17 protein-coding genes are annotated in these 16020 nt (G+C 68.9%); 7 read left to right on the top strand and 10 right to left on the bottom strand.

What is annotated here, in order from left to right; all coding sequences use genetic code 11:
- Positions 1–104 precede the first annotated feature (104 nt).
- From ON27_RS17475 to speD, 4 genes are all read left to right on the top strand, one after another.
- Positions 105–1049, top strand: coding sequence for a proteasome assembly chaperone family protein (locus ON27_RS17475; protein ID WP_043728100.1), 945 nt, complete (start codon positions 105–107; stop codon positions 1047–1049).
- Between the two features lie 57 nt (positions 1050–1106).
- Complete coding sequence (locus ON27_RS17480) at positions 1107–3605, top strand: DEAD/DEAH box helicase (protein ID WP_043727992.1); 2499 nt, start codon at positions 1107–1109, stop codon at positions 3603–3605.
- 163 nt (positions 3606–3768) lie between these two features.
- Positions 3769–4884 carry a type III PLP-dependent enzyme gene (locus tag ON27_RS17485; RefSeq protein WP_043727994.1) on the top strand — a complete coding sequence of 372 codons (1116 nt, stop codon included), beginning with the start codon at positions 3769–3771 and terminating at the stop codon, positions 4882–4884.
- Positions 4885–4892: 8 nt separating this feature from the next.
- A complete protein-coding gene (gene speD / locus ON27_RS17490; RefSeq protein ID WP_043727998.1) occupies positions 4893–6095 on the top strand; it encodes an adenosylmethionine decarboxylase in 1203 nt (400 codons plus the stop codon).
- A 61-nt stretch (positions 6096–6156) separates the two neighbouring features.
- On the opposite strand, the gene ON27_RS17495 is transcribed toward speD, so the two are convergent.
- The 6 genes from ON27_RS17495 to ON27_RS17520 all read right to left on the bottom strand — a co-directional run bounded on the left by ON27_RS17495 (position 6157) and on the right by ON27_RS17520 (position 9955).
- Complete coding sequence (locus ON27_RS17495) at positions 6157–6648, bottom strand: cation:proton antiporter domain-containing protein (RefSeq protein WP_043728002.1); 492 nt, start codon at positions 6646–6648, stop codon at positions 6157–6159.
- A 142-nt stretch (positions 6649–6790) separates the two neighbouring features.
- On the bottom strand, positions 6791–6997 hold the full coding sequence (locus ON27_RS17500; protein WP_043728004.1) for a tautomerase family protein: 207 nt from the start codon (positions 6995–6997) through the stop codon (positions 6791–6793).
- Between the two features lies 1 nt (position 6998).
- Positions 6999–7733 carry an SDR family NAD(P)-dependent oxidoreductase gene (locus tag ON27_RS17505; protein ID WP_043728006.1) on the bottom strand — a complete coding sequence of 245 codons (735 nt, stop codon included), beginning with the start codon at positions 7731–7733 and terminating at the stop codon, positions 6999–7001.
- A gap of 76 nt (positions 7734–7809) precedes the next feature.
- Entirely contained in the window at positions 7810–8400 is a 591-nt protein-coding gene (locus tag ON27_RS17510) for a TetR/AcrR family transcriptional regulator (protein ID WP_043728009.1), read from the bottom strand.
- 97 nt (positions 8401–8497) lie between these two features.
- The gene (locus ON27_RS17515; RefSeq protein WP_051046714.1) at positions 8498–8992 is read right to left on the bottom strand and encodes a gamma-glutamylcyclotransferase family protein; all 495 of its coding nucleotides are present in this window, start codon (positions 8990–8992) and stop codon (positions 8498–8500) included.
- Positions 8993–9046: 54 nt separating this feature from the next.
- Positions 9047–9955, bottom strand: coding sequence for a hydrogen peroxide-inducible genes activator (locus ON27_RS17520; protein WP_043728015.1), 909 nt, complete (start codon positions 9953–9955; stop codon positions 9047–9049).
- A gap of 178 nt (positions 9956–10133) precedes the next feature.
- Here ON27_RS17520 and ON27_RS17525 point away from each other — a divergent pair, with 178 nt between their 5' ends.
- The 3 genes from ON27_RS17525 (at position 10134) to ON27_RS17535 (ending at position 12160) form a co-directional block, all read left to right on the top strand.
- Positions 10134–10721: a peroxiredoxin gene (locus ON27_RS17525; RefSeq protein ID WP_043728106.1), complete on the top strand. Its 588-nt coding sequence runs from the start codon at positions 10134–10136 to the stop codon at positions 10719–10721.
- Positions 10722–10818: 97 nt separating this feature from the next.
- Positions 10819–11358 (top strand): alkylhydroperoxidase, AhpD family, encoded by a 540-nt coding sequence (gene ahpD / locus ON27_RS17530; RefSeq protein ID WP_043728018.1) that lies wholly within the window; start codon positions 10819–10821, stop codon positions 11356–11358.
- Between the two features lie 106 nt (positions 11359–11464).
- Positions 11465–12160 (top strand): PhzF family phenazine biosynthesis protein, encoded by a 696-nt coding sequence (locus ON27_RS17535; RefSeq protein ID WP_043728021.1) that lies wholly within the window; start codon positions 11465–11467, stop codon positions 12158–12160.
- Here ON27_RS17535 and ON27_RS17540 read toward each other — a convergent pair.
- The 4 genes from ON27_RS17540 to ON27_RS17560 all read right to left on the bottom strand — a co-directional run bounded on the left by ON27_RS17540 (position 12147) and on the right by ON27_RS17560 (position 15925).
- Positions 12147–12878, bottom strand: coding sequence for an anti-sigma factor (locus ON27_RS17540; protein WP_051046709.1), 732 nt, complete (start codon positions 12876–12878; stop codon positions 12147–12149). The genes ON27_RS17535 and ON27_RS17540 overlap by 14 nt on opposite strands.
- Positions 12871–13557 (bottom strand): ECF RNA polymerase sigma factor SigK, encoded by a 687-nt coding sequence (gene sigK, locus ON27_RS17545; protein WP_051046710.1) that lies wholly within the window; start codon positions 13555–13557, stop codon positions 12871–12873. Before sigK ends, ON27_RS17540 begins: the two co-directional genes overlap by 8 nt.
- Before the next feature lie 65 nt (positions 13558–13622).
- The gene (locus tag ON27_RS17550) at positions 13623–14297 is read right to left on the bottom strand and encodes a DUF5134 domain-containing protein (RefSeq protein ID WP_043728025.1); all 675 of its coding nucleotides are present in this window, start codon (positions 14295–14297) and stop codon (positions 13623–13625) included.
- 398 nt (positions 14298–14695) lie between these two features.
- Positions 14696–15925 (bottom strand): aminotransferase family protein, encoded by a 1230-nt coding sequence (locus tag ON27_RS17560; protein ID WP_043728029.1) that lies wholly within the window; start codon positions 15923–15925, stop codon positions 14696–14698.
- Positions 15926–16020: the final 95 nt, after the last annotated feature.

Below are 16020 nucleotides of genomic sequence, written 5' to 3' on the forward strand. Positions count from 1 at the left end.
CGTCGCGTGCCACCACCAGGGGTGGCGAACGATCGGGCAGCCAACCACACTGGCGCGTGCGGTGCGCGTCCGGGCCGCAGGATCTGCGCAGGAAGGAGTACGCGATGGACTACGAGTCGCGAATGTACGAATTGGAGTTCCCCGCTCCGCAGCTGTCGTCCGCCGACGGCGCGGGCCCGGTCCTGGTGCACGGACTGGAAGGTTTCACCGACGCCGGGCACGCGGTGCGGCTGGCAACCACGCACCTGCGCGAAAGCCTCGAAAGCGAGCTGGTCGCCTCGTTCGACGTGGACGAGCTGCTGGACTACCGCTCGCGGCGTCCGCTCATGACGTTCAAGACCGATCACTTCTCCGATTACGCCGAGCCGGAGCTGAACCTCTGGGCGCTGCGCGACACCGCGGGGACCCCGTTCCTGTTGCTCGCGGGCCTGGAGCCCGACCTACGCTGGGAGAAGTTCACCACCGCGGTGCGCCTGCTGGCCGAGCAGCTCGGCGTGCGCCGCAGTATCGGCCTCAGCGCCATACCGATGGCGATTCCGCACACCCGCCCGCTCGGCGTGACGGCGCATTCCTCCGACCGCGACCTGATCTCCGACCATCAGCGGTGGCCGGGCGAACTCCAGGTTCCGGGCAGCGCGTCCTCGCTGCTGGAATTCCGCATGGCCCAGCACGGTCACGAGTCGGTCGGTTTCTCCGTGCACGTCCCGCACTACTTGGCGCAGACCGCCTACCCCGAGGCCGCGCAGACGCTGCTGGAGAACGTCGCAGACAACGCGGGCCTCGAGTTCCCGCTGGCCGCGCTCGGCGAGGCCGCCGCCCGAGTACGCGAGCAGGTCAACGAGCACATCGCGGGCAATGCCGAGGTGGAGACCGTGGTACACGCCCTGGAGCGGCAGTACGACAGTTTCGTCACCGCACAGGAGCGGCAGTCGAGCCTGCTGGTCGGCGACGGCGAGTTGCCCAGCGGCGACGAACTGGGCGCCGAGTTCGAGCGATTCCTCGCCGAACAGGGCCGCTACGACGGCGACGAAGAGAACGAGCAGGACTGATCCCGCGGCGGTCGGGCCCTCGACCGCCCCTGCGCGCGAGGCCGTAGGGTGGTCGGAGTGGATCTGACCGAACTGCTCGACATCCCGGGAACCGACGCCGACGCACTGTACGAGTCTTTCGGGATGTGGGCCACCGAGCAGGGCACCCCGCTCTATCCGGCGCAGGACGAGGCGCTGCTCGAGCTGGCATCCGGTTCCAACGTCATCCTCGCCACCCCCACCGGCTCCGGGAAGTCGCTGGTCGCCGTCGGCGCACATCTGTTCGCCCTCACCCAGGGGCTGCGCACTTACTACACCGCCCCGATCAAAGCGCTGGTGAGCGAGAAATTCTTCGCTCTCTGCGAGGTGTTCGGGGCCGAGCGCGTCGGTATGGTCACCGGCGACGCCGCGGTGAACCCGGAGGCGCCGATCATCTGCGCGACCGCGGAGATCCTGGCCAACCTGGCGCTGCGCGAGGGCGCGGACGCCGACGTCGGCCAAGTCGTGATGGACGAGTTCCACTTCTACGCCGACCCGGATCGGGGCTGGGCGTGGCAGGTCCCGCTGCTGGAACTGTCGCGCGCCCAGTTCCTGCTCATGTCGGCCACGCTCGGTGAAGTCGACTTCTTCGCACGTGATCTGGAGCGCCGGACCGGACGTTCCACCGCGATCGTCGCCGGCACCGAGCGCCCGGTGCCGCTGAGCTTCTCCTATGCCCGCACCCCGATCACCGAGACCCTCGAGGAACTCGTCACCACCCATCAGGCCCCGGTGTACGTCGTGCACTTCACCCAGGCCGCCGCCTTGGAGCGCGCGCAGGCGCTGACCAGTGTGAATTTCGCGAGCCGCGCGGAGAAGGACGCGATCGCCGAGGCTCTGGGCGAGTTCCGTTTCGCCGCCGGTTTCGGCAAGACGCTGTCGCGGCTGATCCGGCACGGCATCGGCGTCCATCACGCGGGCATGCTGCCGAAATACCGGCGGCTGGTGGAGCGTCTCGCCCAGGACGGCCTGCTGAAGGTGGTGTGCGGCACCGACACCCTCGGCGTCGGCATCAACGTCCCCATTCGCACGGTGCTGCTCACCGGCCTGACCAAGTTCGACGGCGTGCGCACCCGCAGGCTCAAGGCCAGGGAGTTCCACCAGATCGCGGGCCGGGCCGGCCGGGCGGGCTACGACACCATGGGCACCGTCGTCGTGCAGGCCCCCGAACACGAGGTGGAGAACACCCGTTTGCTGGCCAAGGCGGGCGACGATCCCAAGAAACAGCGCAAGGTGCAGCGGCGCAAACCGCCGGAGGGCTTCGTCTCCTGGAGCGAGGAGACTTTCGACCGCTTGGTCGCCGCGCAGCCGGAGCCGATGGTGTCGCGTTTCACGGTCACCAACGCCATGCTGCTGAACGTCATCGCCCGGCCGGGCAACTGCTTCACCGCCATGCGCCACCTGCTCGAGGACAACCACGAGCCGCGTCCGGCCCAGCGCAGGCACATCCTGCGCGCCATCCGGCTCTACCGCGCGCTGCGCGACGCCGGGGTGGTGCAGCAACTGCCGGAACCCGACGAGCAGGGCCGCCGCGCCCGCCTGACCGTCGACCTGCAGCGCGACTTCGCCCTCGACCAGCCGCTGTCCCCGTTCGCGCTGGCCGCGCTGGACCTGCTGGACAAAGCGTCCCCGAGTTATACCCTCGACGTGGTGTCGCTCATCGAATCCACGTTGGAGGATCCGCGCCAGCTGCTGATGGCCCAGCAGCACAAGGCGCGCGGCGCGGCGATCGCGGAGATGAAGGCCGACGGCATCGACTACGACGAGCGGATGGAACTGCTCGAAGAGGTGACCTGGCCCAAGCCGCTGGCCGAGCTGATCGAACCGGCCTACGAGACCTACCGTGCCGGGCACCCGTGGGTCTCGGAGTTCGCGCCCGCCCCCAAGTCGGTGGTGCGCGACATGATCGAGCGCGCCATGACGTTCGCGGAGCTGATCTCCTTCTACGAGCTGGCCCGCTCCGAGGGCGTGGTGCTGCGATACCTCGCCGACGCCTACCGCGCGCTGCGGCGCACGGTGCCGGAGTCGGCGCGCACCGAGGACCTCGACGACATCACCGAATGGCTCGGCGAACTCGTTCGTCAAGTGGATTCGAGCCTGCTCGACGAGTGGGAGCAACTGACCAACCCGGGTGCGGAGACCGACGCCGACCAGGTCGCGTTCGGCGCGGAGACGGTGCGCCCGATCTCCGCCAACGAGCGCGCCTTCCGGGTTATGGTCCGCAACGCGATGTTCCGCCGCGTCGAACTGGCCGCGCTGCGGCGCTGGGACGACTTGGCCGCGCTCGGCCCCGGTCCGGACTGGCCAGCGGCGCTCGCGGACTACTACGCGGAGTACGAGCGGATCGGCACGGGCCCCGATGCCAGGGGCCCCCAGTTGTTCCAGGTGGAACGAAGACCCGGGTTCTGGCACGTGCGGCAGGTGCTGGACGACCCGGCGGGCGACCACGGCTGGTCGATCGACGCGGTGGTCGATCTGGCCGAGTCCGACGCCGCGGGCGAAGTGGTCTTCGACGACGTCACCGTGGTCGCAGGCTGAGCCCGCATCGCCTGACGGTCCCGCATCAGCACAGGTCAGCAGCTCCGTCACGCGATAGGGACAGGGTCCCGCGACCGCGTGGCGAACCCAGGTTTGGACGGATTCGTTTCTGGGTACGGGCCGCTGATACTCTCTCCCCCGCTGCCCAAGCGAAAGATCAACTATGCCCGAATCGCCGTACCTTGTCATCCATCCCGAGCGTGTCCGCCGAAATTTCCGCGCACTCGCCGCCGCCCTGTCCACCGACACCGGCGCCGCGACGAGGATCCGTTTCGCCGTGAAGGCTGCTCCGGTGCCGGAGATCGTGCGCCTGCTCGACGAGGAAGGCGCGGAATTCGACGTCGCCAGCATCGGTGAAATCGATTTGTGCCTTGGGCTGGGCGTGGCGCCGGAGCGGTTGTGCTACGGCAACCCGATCAAGAAGGCCGCCCACATCGCCCGGGCGTATGCCCAGGGTGTGCGCCGGTTCGCCTTCGACACCGAAGACGACCTGCTGCGCATCGCCGAGCACGCGCCCGGCTCCGAGGTGGAGTGCCGCTTCCTCGCCGCGGCGCCGGAGTCGCGCACGCCGTTCGGCACGAAGTTCGGGTGCAGCCCGGGTGAGGCGTTCCGGCTGCTGGTCCGGGCCAGGGATCTCGGGCTGATCGTCGCCGGACCGTACTTCCACGTCGGCTCCCAGCAACTGGATCCCGCCTCGTGGCGGATCGGCATCGAGCAGGCGGGCCGCATCGCGGAAGCGTTGGCCGACAAGGATGTTGCCGTCGGCTCCGTGAATATCGGTGGCGGACTGCCGATCTCCTATGCCGATCCGGCGCCCGAACTGGGCGAGATCGCCGCGGTCGTCGAGCAGGCGGCGGCCGAATTCCTTTCCGATGAAATCGGATTGGTCGTCGAACCGGGACGGGCACTGGTCGGTTCGGCGGGCACGATTCACGCCGAGGTCGTCGGCGTCCGCACCGCGCCGGACGGCCGGCGCTGGGTGTATCTCGACATCGGCCGCTACAACGGCATGGCCGAGACCGAGAACGAGTACATCGCCTACCGGTTCGTCACCGACCGGGACGGCGATCCCGTCGACGAGGCGGTGGTGGCCGGTCCGACCTGCGACGGCGACGATGTACTGTATCAACGCACGCGAGTCCTCCTACCGACCACGTTGCGAGCCGGTGATCGCGTTCGAATCCTCGACACCGGCGCCTATACCGCGAGTTATTCGTCGGTGTCCTTCAATGGTTTTCCGCCCTTGACCGTTCATGTCTCGGGCGCTGAGCGAGAGTGAGTTTGCCCATGACGGCGGAATTCACCGGTTGGCATGTGCTGGCCGAGTTCGGTGGTGTCGACGCGGACCTCTGCGACGATCTCGAACGACTCGAATCGGCGTTGCGTGAGTCTCTGATCGCGGCGGGCGTCACCATCTGCGATGTCGTACACAAGAAGTTCGAACCGCAGGGGGTGACCGTCCTCGCGCTGTTGTCGGAGTCCCACGCCTCGATTCACACCTATCCGGAGTCCGGCGACATCTTCGTCGACGTCTTCACCTGCGGCAGCATCGGCGCCGGCGCGTCGAAAGCGGTCGAGCTGCTGCGGGACGCGTTGGCGCCCAGGGATGTTCGCATGCAGGTCATCCGGAGGGGACACGGCAGCCAGCGGATCGAGGAGCCGGTGGGCGCGGGCCTGACCCGCATCTGGGACCTGCACGAGGTGATCGTCGACACGCACACCCCGTTCCAGCACATGGTCATCGCGCGGACCGAGCAGGGCATCAGCCTGTTCTCCGACGACGACCGCCAGTCCACCGAGTTCTCCCAGCTGACCTACCACGAGGCGATGATGGTTCCCGCCTTCGCGCTGGCCGCGCGGCTGGACAAGGTACTCGTCATCGGCTCGGGCGAAGGCGTGGCCAGCCAGATGTCGGTCGCCGCGGGCGCCACCCACGTCGATCACGTCGACATCGATCAGCTCGAGGTCGAGTTGTGCGCCCGGCACCTGCCCTACGGCTACACCAGTGACGAGCTGGCCGCCGCGGTCGCGGGCGAGGGGCCGATCACGGTGCACTACGCCGACGGCTGGGACTTCCTGGCCGCGGCCGCGCAGGCGGGCACCCGCTACGACGTCATCGTGATCGATCTGCCGGACGAGCGCGTCGAGGACGCGCAGCACAACCGGCTCTACGAGGCGGAGTTCCTGTCCCGATGTCGCGCGCTGCTCGCGCCCGGAGGCGTGCTCAGCGCCCAGGCCGGTTGCGCGACGATGTGGCGCAACGAGACACTGAAGCGGTCCTGGGAGCGTTTCCACGACCAGTTCGGCACCGTCGTGCACTACGGCAGCGACGAGCACGAGTGGTCGTTCCTGTTCGGTCTGGTGGATACGATCGACGACCCGGTCGCGGCCATGACCGATCGCCTGGCGCGGCTGCCCTACAAGCCGGAAACCATCGACGCGCGAGCGCTGGTGCGCGGCGCGATCGAACCGCACGCCCTGCGGGTCTAGCCGACGCGCCCGAATGCGCCGGTTCCGATCGGGACCGGCGCATTCGGCGTTTGTCACGCGGTCACAGGCGCGCCGGGTCCGCGGGCGGCTGGTGCGGCCGCTGCGATGCTGTCGCCGTCTTCGGCTCCTCGCCGCCGGGCCCGAACACCATGCCGTTCTTCCACGCGCTGCGCTTGAACATCGCTGCAACGGGGTCGCGACGAACGTGGTGACCGTCGTCATGACGGCCAGCACGGTGTACAACTCCGGGGCGATCAACCCGGCCGAGAACCCGACGTTCAGTAGGACCAGCTCCATCAGTCCGCGCGCGTTGGCCAGCGCGCCCATCGCGCCGGCCCATGCCCTGCGAGCGGGCGACGAGCCCGACGGCGCCGAACTTGCCCGCGCACGACACCACCAGCACCACCACGGTCATCGTCAGCACCTCGGGCTCGAAGATCAAGCCGAGCTCGGTGTTCAGACCGGTGTAGATGAAGAAGGCGGGCAGCAGAAGATAGCCGACCAGCGGCTCGAAGCGCGCGCGGATCCGGTCCAGCAGCTCGCCGCGCGGCATGACGATTCGAGATTTCCAGCAGTGTCGGCACCGCAGCTCCCCTCCGTCGAGCTGTATTTGTCGTACCTGGACCTCGGCCGCGGGCGGAAACGCAGCGGTTCGCGCTGACTTCTTCGTTGGCGAGTCTCCGCGGAATCGCGAGTCAGGAGCGCTGCTGCTCGCGCCAGCGCTCGACATCTACCCCGCCGACGCCCCAGTTCGACAAGGGCACCTCATCGATCACGACGTACGTGCTCGCGGGCGCCTTGCCGAGCACGTCGTGCAACAGCTCCGTGACGCCCTTGATCAGCCGCGCCTTCTGCTCGCGGGTCACGCCTTCGTCGGTGACTTTGATGTTCACGTATGGCATGTCAGGCGGCCCTTCCCGAGATGAACCCGCCGTCGACGGGCAAGATATGTCCGGTCGTGAATGCGGCGTCGGCGAGATACACCACCGCGGCCGTGGTCTCCGCGACTTCCCCGATGCGGTTCAGCAGCGCGAGCCTGCCGGAGGCCTGTTCGTCGCCGTCGCCGAACAACGGGGTGCGGATGATGCCGGGGGCTACCGCGTTGACCCGGATGCCATCGGCGGCGAGTTCCGCGGCAAGGCTGGTCGTCAGCGCGTGCACCCCGCCCTTGCTCACCAAGGCCGCCGAGGCGGGCAGCCCCGCGAGGGCGTGGTCGATCAGCACCGTACCGATGTTCACGATGCTGCCGCCCCGCCCTTGGGTCAGGAACCGCCGCACCACGGCCTGCGTGGTGAAGTAGGTGCCCTTCAGGTTCCCGTTCAGGTAGCCGTCCAGGTCGCGCTCGGTGACCTCGACGAAGGGCTTGGCTCCGAAGACGCCCGCGTTGTTGACCAGTACGTCCACGCCGCCGAACCGCTCGACGGCGACTTCGACCAGGGTCGCTCCGGTGGCGGTCGCGCCGATGTCGCCCGCCACCGTGGCCACCTGCTCCGGCGCGTCCAGTTCGGCGGCTACCCGCGTCAGTTTGTCCGCGTCGCGTCCGTTGAGCACGACGTTGTCGCCGCGTGTCACGAACGCCCGCGCGATATCGCGGCCGATCCCACTGGAGGAACCGGTCACGATAACCGTCTTCGTCATGTCGTTCCCTTCTGTTATACGACCGGTCGTCTTCGAATGGGCAGCCGAAGTCGCCGAGCGCGGTGATACCCCGGAGTCAGGGCAGGAAATAGTCGCCGAGCAGCCGATCAAGGCACTTGTGCAGCGGTGCGAGGGTGCGATCGATCTTCATCCTGATCACCGCGCCCTCCCAGGACTCGAGCAGCAGATCCGCCAGTTCGTCGGCGGCGATGTCGGAGCGGATCATGCCGAGCCGCTGGCCGTGCGCGAGTTGCTCGGCGACGCGATCGCGCCACGCGCCCCAGGCTGCCGACAGCGATTCCCGCAGCAGTTCACTGCCCTCCAGTTCGCCGCCCAGGTTCGCGATGAGACAGCCGCCGGTGAATTCGGCGGCGACGAAATCGTCCATCAGCCGCGCGAAGAACGCCCGCAAGCCGCTTACCGGGTCCGGGGCGGCGCCGAACGCCTCGGTGAGATTCCGCTGCACACACCGTGAGTGATGCTCGATGATCGCGCGGCCGAAACTCTCCTTGCTGTCGAAGTAGTTGTAGAACGATCCCTTCGGCACACCCACCTCGTCCAGGATCTGTTTGATCCCGGTGCCGTGGTATCCGTTGGTCAGGAATCCAGAGGCGCCCGCTTCGACCAGAAGCCGCCGGGTGTCTTCACTGCGTCGAGATCGTGCCACACGACGAATATACGACCGGTCGTCTTGGAATCGCAACCCGGCCGTTCTCGTCGCTCCGACCAGAGCCGACCATGTGGTCCCGGCGCCACCATCGGCCTCACACCATCGGACCCGACCATCCCGGCCCGGCGGAATCCGGGAAACTGGCGGGATCACGGCGCCACAGGGCGGATCGAGCGGCGAAACGCTCGAGGTGCTCGGCGGCGAACCGATCCCGTTGCCAGTCCGTCGAATCCGCCGCCACCGTCCACACATAGGTCCACACCGGAGCACTCCAGTCCTCGAGCCGCACCCTGCGCAGGTCGTACTCGTCGTCCTCGAAGGCGTCGAGAACCGTCCACTCCTGCGCGGTGAGCCCGCTCAGCACGGCGCCACGGGTCAGCCCGCCGGGCGCGGCGACCAGCCCCGGGTAGATCCGCCGCGGCAGCGTGGCAGCGCGCCAACCGGTCAGCTCGGCCGGTTCCAGCGGCGGGACGCGTCCGATCAGCGTGCGCAGCACCTCGGGGAACTGCAGCGTGCCGTAGACGAACAGCGCGTGGTCGAGCCCGGACAGGCGGCTCAGCCGCCCGGATCCCAGTGCCTCGGTGTCCATTCGCCGCTCCTCGCCTGCCGCACCCACTGTGCCCGCCGCGCCCGTCCCGCGCACCTACATCGGCCGCTGGGCACGGACAATGGCGGCCAGATATTCGTAATCGTCGGCGCGAGCACTGGACGTGCGGAAGACCAGGCCGATGGCGCGGCCGGGAGCAGGGGCCGAGAAATGCGCGACATCGAGTGTGCCCCGTGCGGTTTCGGTCGCGACGGCCATCTGCGGGATCAGGGTCACGCCGAGCCCGCCCGCGACGCACTGCACCACGGTCGAGAGGGAGGCGGCTCTGGTGTCGCCGACGGCGGCCGGGTGCACATCGGCCGAGCGGCAGGCCTCGAGCGTCTGGTCCCGTAGGCAGTGCCCCTCGTCCAGCAGCAGCAGCGGCTGCGCGTCGAGCGCCGACGCCACGAGATCGGTACGCCCGGCCAGCTCGTGACCGCGCGGCGTGACCAGCACGAATTCCTCCGCGTAGAGCGGGATCTCGACCAGGCCGGGCATTTCGGTGGGCACCGCGAGCAGCGCGACGTCGAGCACGCCGGTGCGCAGCCCGTCCAGCAATCGGGCGGTCTGGTCCTCGATGATCTGCGGGCGCAGCTCGGGCAGCCGCTTGCGCAGTTCGGGCAGCAACCCGGGCAGCACATAAGGGGCTACCGTCGGGATGATGCCCATCCGCAGCGTGCCGCCGAGTCCGTCGCCGGTGGCCGACGCGACGAAGCGGTCGGCGGCTTCCAGCGTCGCCATCGCCTTGGGCAGCAAGCGCATCCCCGCCGCGGTCACCAGCACCCGCCGGGTACTCCGTTCGATCAGCTGTAGCCCGAGCCCGTGCTCCAGCGCCGCGAGCGCCTGCGATAGCGTGGGCTGACTCACACCGAGGCGGGCGGCCGCGGTGCCGAAATGGCGGTATTCCGCGATCGCCACGAACGCACGCAGCTGTGACAGGGTGGGCTGATAAGTCTGATCAGTCACTCCTATCAGTGTAGTGCGACTGATCACCTTTACCTTTCGCGCACCCTTGGGCAAGATCGCCGGGGAGCTTTTCACCCGCGGTGTGAGTGCCCGGCCCGAGGCGGTGCTTCGGCAGACCGTGACGGGCCCGCAATACCGCAGAACACAGGTAGCAAACCAACTTGACGAGGAGACGAGCATGGCCCTGCTGACCATCGGCGACCAATTCCCGGCATACAACCTCACCGCAGTCATCGGCGGTGACCTGTCGAAGGTCGACGCTCAGCAGCCTGACGACTACTTCACCCGGATCACCAGCGACGACCACGCGGGCAAGTGGCGCGTCATCTTCTTCTGGCCCAAGGACTTCACTTTCGTGTGCCCGACGGAGATCGCCGCGTTCGGCAAGCTGAACGACGAGTTCGCCGACCGCGACGCGCAGGTGCTCGGCGCGTCGGTGGACAACGAGTTCGTGCACTTCCAGTGGCGCGCCCAGCACGAGGACCTCAAGACCCTCCCGTTCCCCATGCTGTCGGACCTCAAGCGCGAATTGGCCACGGCCACCGGTGTGCTGAACGCCGACGGTGTCGCCGACCGCGCCACCTTCATCGTCGACCCGAACAACGAGATCCAGTTCGTCTCGGTCACCGCAGGGTCGGTGGGCCGCAACGTGGACGAGGTGCTGCGCGTGCTGGACGCGCTGCAGTCCGACGAGCTGTGCGCCTGCAACTGGAAGAAAGGCGACCCGACCATCAACGCAGGCGAGCTCCTGGCCGCCAGCGTCTGAGAACCGCCGTCGCACCCGGGTTCCGGGTGTGTCACCCCCATCACAGAACAACGACCCGGTCCCCGCGCGGGACCGCATCGAGCAGAGGAATCGCCGCATGAGCATTGAGAACCTGAAGAACTCCCTCCCCGAGTACGCCAAGGACCTCAAGCTCAATCTGTCATCCCTCGCGCGCACCACGGTGCTGAACGAGCAGCAACTGTGGGGCACCCTGCTGGCGTCGGCGGCCGCGACCCGGTCGACGACCACCCTGCGCGAGATCGCCGAGGAGGCCGCCGACGTGCTGTCGGCGGAGGCGTACAACGCCGCGCTCGGCGCCGCCTCGATCATGGGCATGAACAACGTGTTCTACCGGGGCAAGGCGTTCCTCGGGGGCCGCTACGACGACCTGCGGGCCGGGCTGCGCATGCAGATCATCGGCGCGCCGGGCGTCGAGAAGGCCGATTTCGAGCTCTGGTCGTTCGCGGTCTCCTCGATCAACGGCTGCGCGCACTGCCTCGAGGCGCACGAGCACACGCTGCGCGAGGCGGGCGTGTCCCGCGAAGTGATCTTCGAATCGCTGCGTGCCGCCGCCATCGTGGCCGGCGTCGGCCAGGCGGTGCAGTCGACCGAAGCCCTCAGCACTGCCGCGATCTGATTTCGACCGGAAAGAGGCCCCTGTCCTGCGGCAGGGGCCTCTTTCGCGTTTCCATGTGGTCCGGACGACAGCTCGACGCCAGCGTACCCGGGTAGGCTCGGGGAGCATGAGCACACAGGTTGACGTGGTGCGAGTGTTCACCGACGCGGCGGGCCGGTTCGGCAACGAGCTCGGTATCGCACGCGCGGCCGACGTGGCCGCGGTCGATCGGCAGGCGTTGGCGGCGAAAGCCGGATACAGCGAGACCGTGGTGGTCGAGGAACCGGTGGACGGCACCGTCGCGGTGCGGATCTACACCCCCACGGTGGAACTTCCCTTCGCCGGGCACCCGTCCGTGGGCACCGCCTGGTGGTTCGCGGCTCAGGGCGTCCCGGTGCGGACGCTGGACGTCCCGGCGGGGCCGGTGGCGGTGGAACTCACCGAGGGCTTGACCTGGATCACCGCGCGCGGCGAATGGGCGCCCCCGTTCACCTTTCATCAGCTGGAAGACGCCGAGGAGCTGGCCACCGTGCGCCCGGAAGAGTTCCCCGGCGGCCCGCACTACCTGTGGGCCTGGACCGACGAGTATCGCGCCGCCCTGCGGTCGCGCATGTTCGCACCGACCATGGGCGTCCCGGAGGACGAGGCGACCGGAGCCGCTGCCGTGGCGTTGACGGCGTTGCTGCGGAAAGGGTTGATGATCACCCAGGGCAAGGGCTCGCAACTGTTCACCCAGTGGGACTCCGACGGCTGGGTGCGCCTCGGCGGTCGCGTCGTCGCCGACCAGCCGGTGGAGATCCAGCCGCGGCTCACGGCAGGGTGACGCCGACGACCGGATCTGCGCTCGGCGCGTCCGAGCCGCCGTCCGGTTCGATGCTCACCGCCAAGACCTCGCCCGGCCGGAATCCGGTCACGAGTGGCCGGCCGGTCGACGGCGCATCGCTCAGCACCCCGACCGAACGGGGCTGCCCGTCTGCGCCGACCAGCCACACCTGATAGACCCGGCCCGGGGGCGGCGGCGCGACCCCGTCGAACACGACGACCGCGCGGCCGAGTTCCGGCGAGGCGTCGACGACCAGCAGACCGCCACCGGCGAACGCCCCGCTGACCGTCCGCTCCACCGGCGCGGCCGGTACCTGACTGGCGGCCACGGGGTCGGAAGAGGAGCCGGTGAACTGAACGGCGACGAAGCTCGCGCCGACCACCAGGCAGACGGCCGCCGCGATCGGCGCCGCCCAGCGCAGCGATCGCCGCCACGAGGGGATCCGGGTGACCGATCTCCCCTCGCGCCGGTCCGGCAGCGCCGCCAGGATCCGGCCTTCCAGCTCCGGCGGCGGTGCGAGTTCGTCGAGCACCGCCAATCGCCCCAAGACGTCGCGCATCTGCCAGACCGTATCGGAGAACTCCCGCCGCACGTCGGGGTCGGCGGCCGCCAAACGGGCATCGATATGTCTGCGTTCGATGTCGGCGATCGCGTCCAGCGCGCAGGGATAGGCGAGGTCGATGAGATCCGCGTCCGGCCGCGGTGCGGTGTCAACCATCGGTGTGCTCCCCGGACAAGCACTTCTCCAATCGCTTCAGCCCGTCGCGGATGCGGGTCTTGATCGTAGGCAGCGGCACCGAGAGATGATCGGCGACCTCCCGGTAGGTCCGCCCGCTGTAGTAGGCCAGTGCGATCGCTTCGCGCTGGGTAGGGGTCAGAGTTTCCAGACAGTCTGCCACCTGCTGCTCCTCGATGCGCTGGGCGACCGATTCGGCGACCACGTCGTGGTCGCGCGCCAGGTGCTCGTGCGCGTAGACCAGATCCCGGTTGGTGGCCGAACTCTCCGCGCGCACCCGGTCCACCGCACGCCGGTGTGCGAGCATCATGATCCAGCCGACCGGACTGGCCAGCGTGGCGTCGTAACGGTCGGCCATCGTCCAGACCTGCAGGTACACCTCCTGGGTCACCTCTTCCGCGGCGGCGTGACTGCGCAGGATCCGCACCGTCAGCCCGAACACCCGCGGACTGGTCAGCTGGTAGAACTCGGTGAAGGCGCCGCGATCGCCCGCCCCCGCGGCGGCGAGCAGCGCAGCGAGCTTGCGGCTGGCGAGGGTGGCCTGGGAGCGGTCGTAGCCGGACGGCAGCGGGCACGCGAGGGCGGAATCGCCGGGTTCCTCTCGCACTCGCGCCGGATCGCCGGATCGAAGGGATGAAGCAGAACCGTGTTCGTTGCTCATGGCCGAATCCCGTGCCTGCATGAACAGGGGTTCGGTATGCGGGGGGGACCGGATTGGTCCCCCGGTCAACCAGCGATCACGGCCACCAGCATGTAGGCGGTACCGGCATCCATCACCACGTGCGGCAACGCCGCCCACGGTCGCGCGGGACCGGTGAGAGCGGCGACGCACCCCCCGGAACGCGCCAGCAGCCCCAGCGGCCCCGGCATCCGCGTATGCGCCCAGCCGGTGCAGGCGGCGAACGCGACCACGAGTGCGTCGAGAAGGAACAAGGCGGCGAGACCGAGCGCGGGGCCGGGCGCCGGACCGCCCGCGTGACCGGAGGCCGTATGGCCGGACATCGCGTAGAGCATCGCCGCGACGGCCACGATGTGGTAGCCGAGTGGAACCAGCCGGTCGATCGGCAGCGGCCGCCCCTCGGTGACGTACTCCGCGGCGCGGATCAGTAGCAGTCCGGCGAAGACCACGGCCATCGCTGTGAGCACACCGCGCAACGCGTGCGGGCTCGACCCCGAGGGAAACACCAGCATGCCGAGCATGACCAGGCACATCACCAGATGCGCCGCATCGGATTCGGCGTGCTCGACCACAGCATCCGATGGCGCGGGCGCATCCGGGACGGAATCGACCGGCGACGCCGCGGGCGCCGTCACCCGTGTCACCACGATGCCCGCGGCGATCACGAACGCGGCCACCACCATCCACCGCAATACGGCATACTCCTGCACGAATTGCGCCACACCCCACCACCTCTCAACACGGCGACCACGGTCGTCGCCCTTCCATGTTCGCATCCCGGCAGTGATGCGGGTGACCTTTTCGATTGCGTCGCGTCAGCGGCGTGCCTCGCCGGATGCGCTGCTCTGAAATGCCACGAGGACGAGCACGCCGAACTCGAATGCACGCGCCGCCATGACCCAGCAACGCCGCGGTATCGCTTCCACCCTGTTGCGTCCATTCGACAAGGCCGCTGCGCGGCTTCCGTCAGCTTCGAATCGGGCGCGCACCGGTTCTATGCCGAGCACGGCTTCGAATTACAGTGCGCGCGATCCGGCGACTGCCGCCCGGACCCGCACAGCGTTTCTATGACCCGTGCCCTGCGACACCGAGTGGGGCGGCCGAACACGGACGTGGCGAATCACACATCGTTCAGGGCGCGGGTGAATCCGTCGACGAGTGCGGCGACCTGCTCGTCGGTCATGACGAACGCCGGGGAGACCTGCATGGCGCCTTGGCCCGCGGCACGACCGGAGATGCCCTGCGCGCGCAACGTCTTGACCAGCGCAGGCCCTTCGGCGGGATCGGCGAGCTGAATCGCCGCGACGGCGCCGACCCCGCTGCGCACCTCGGCGACCCTGGGATGTGCCGCGAGCACCGACAGTCGCTCGTGCAGGCTGGATTCCAGGCGCAGAGCCGCGTCGAGCAGGCTCTCGCGCTCGATGATGTCGAGGTTCGCCAGCGCGGCGGCCGCGGCGCCCGCGTGGCCGCCATAGGTGTAGCCGTGCCGCCACCACACGCCGCCGGCGAAGAACGGCTCCGCCACGTGCGGTGCGGCGAAGACCGCGCCCATCGGAAGATAGCCGGAGGTCAGTCCCTTCGCGGTGGTCATCAGGTCGGGTTCGAGCGCGAAACGCGACGACGCGAACCAGGCTCCTCCGATGCGGCCGAAACCGGTCACCACTTCGTCGGCCACGAACAGGATGTCGTGGTCGCGGCAGATGCGCCGCACCTCGGCGAGGTAGCCCTCCGGCGGCGGGAACACACCGCCCGCGCCGATCACGGGTTCACAGAAGAACGCGGCGATCCGCTCCGCGCCGACCTCCTCGATCAGAGCGAGCAGAGCTTTCGCGTCGTCCCACTCCACAGTCCGCGTCGCGGGCATCAGCTCGCCGTAACCCTCGCGGTTGCCCGGTATGCCCGCCAGCGCCGTGCCTGCCACGTGCATGCCGTGATAGGCCATCCGCCGGCCGACCACGATCGTCTTGTCCGGCCTGCCCAGTTCGTGCCAGTAGCGGCGGGCCAGCTTGGTCGCGGTGTCGACGGAGTCGGAGCCGCCCGAGGTGAAGAAGATCTTGCTGCCCGGCACCGGCGCGAGGCCGGAGAGCCGCTCGGCGAGCTCCTGGGTGGCGGGTTCGGTGATGTCACCGAAATTCGAGTAGTGCGCGATGTTGCGCAACTGGGCGGCCACCGCGTCGGCGATTTCCCCGCGGCCGTGGCCGACGTTGGCGAACCACAGGCCGGCGGTCGCGTCCAGGTAGCGATTGCCCGCCCGGTCGAAAACGTAGACGCCGTCGCCGCGAGCGACCACGAACGCGCCGTCGCGCTCGACGGCGCCCATGTCGGCGAAGCCGTGCCACAGGGCGTTCATATCTCCACCTTTACCGGATCCCGCTCCCCGCCGCTCGCGTCACCGCACCGCCCCAGCTTCCATCGGGCTACCAGCCGTGGCGCCCGGCGCCAAAA

It is taken from the genome of Nocardia asiatica NBRC 100129 (assembly GCF_000308415.1).
Lineage (GTDB): Bacteria > Actinomycetota > Actinomycetes > Mycobacteriales > Mycobacteriaceae > Nocardia > Nocardia asiatica.

Excerpts from the sequence above, each read along its gene's own strand:
- ON27_RS17500 (WP_043728004.1), bottom strand. The coding sequence starts at position 6,997 with ATGCCATACGTGAACATCAAAGTCACCGACGAAGGCGTGACCCGCGAG.
- ON27_RS17475 (WP_043728100.1), top strand. The coding sequence starts at position 105 with ATGGACTACGAGTCGCGAATGTACGAATTGGAGTTCCCCGCTCCGCAG.
- ON27_RS17560 (WP_043728029.1), bottom strand. The coding sequence starts at position 15,925 with ATGAACGCCCTGTGGCACGGCTTCGCCGACATGGGCGCCGTCGAGCGC.
- ON27_RS17505 (WP_043728006.1), bottom strand. The coding sequence starts at position 7,733 with ATGACGAAGACGGTTATCGTGACCGGTTCCTCCAGTGGGATCGGCCGC.
- ON27_RS17495 (WP_043728002.1), bottom strand. The coding sequence starts at position 6,648 with ATGCCGCGCGGCGAGCTGCTGGACCGGATCCGCGCGCGCTTCGAGCCG.
- speD (WP_043727998.1), top strand. The coding sequence starts at position 4,893 with ATGACGGCGGAATTCACCGGTTGGCATGTGCTGGCCGAGTTCGGTGGT.
- ON27_RS17535 (WP_043728021.1), top strand. The coding sequence starts at position 11,465 with ATGAGCACACAGGTTGACGTGGTGCGAGTGTTCACCGACGCGGCGGGC.
- ahpD (WP_043728018.1), top strand. The coding sequence starts at position 10,819 with ATGAGCATTGAGAACCTGAAGAACTCCCTCCCCGAGTACGCCAAGGAC.
- sigK (WP_051046710.1), bottom strand. The coding sequence starts at position 13,557 with ATGAGCAACGAACACGGTTCTGCTTCATCCCTTCGATCCGGCGATCCG.
- ON27_RS17525 (WP_043728106.1), top strand. The coding sequence starts at position 10,134 with ATGGCCCTGCTGACCATCGGCGACCAATTCCCGGCATACAACCTCACC.
- ON27_RS17515 (WP_051046714.1), bottom strand. The coding sequence starts at position 8,992 with ATGGACACCGAGGCACTGGGATCCGGGCGGCTGAGCCGCCTGTCCGGG.
- ON27_RS17540 (WP_051046709.1), bottom strand. The coding sequence starts at position 12,878 with ATGGTTGACACCGCACCGCGGCCGGACGCGGATCTCATCGACCTCGCC.
- ON27_RS17485 (WP_043727994.1), top strand. The coding sequence starts at position 3,769 with ATGCCCGAATCGCCGTACCTTGTCATCCATCCCGAGCGTGTCCGCCGA.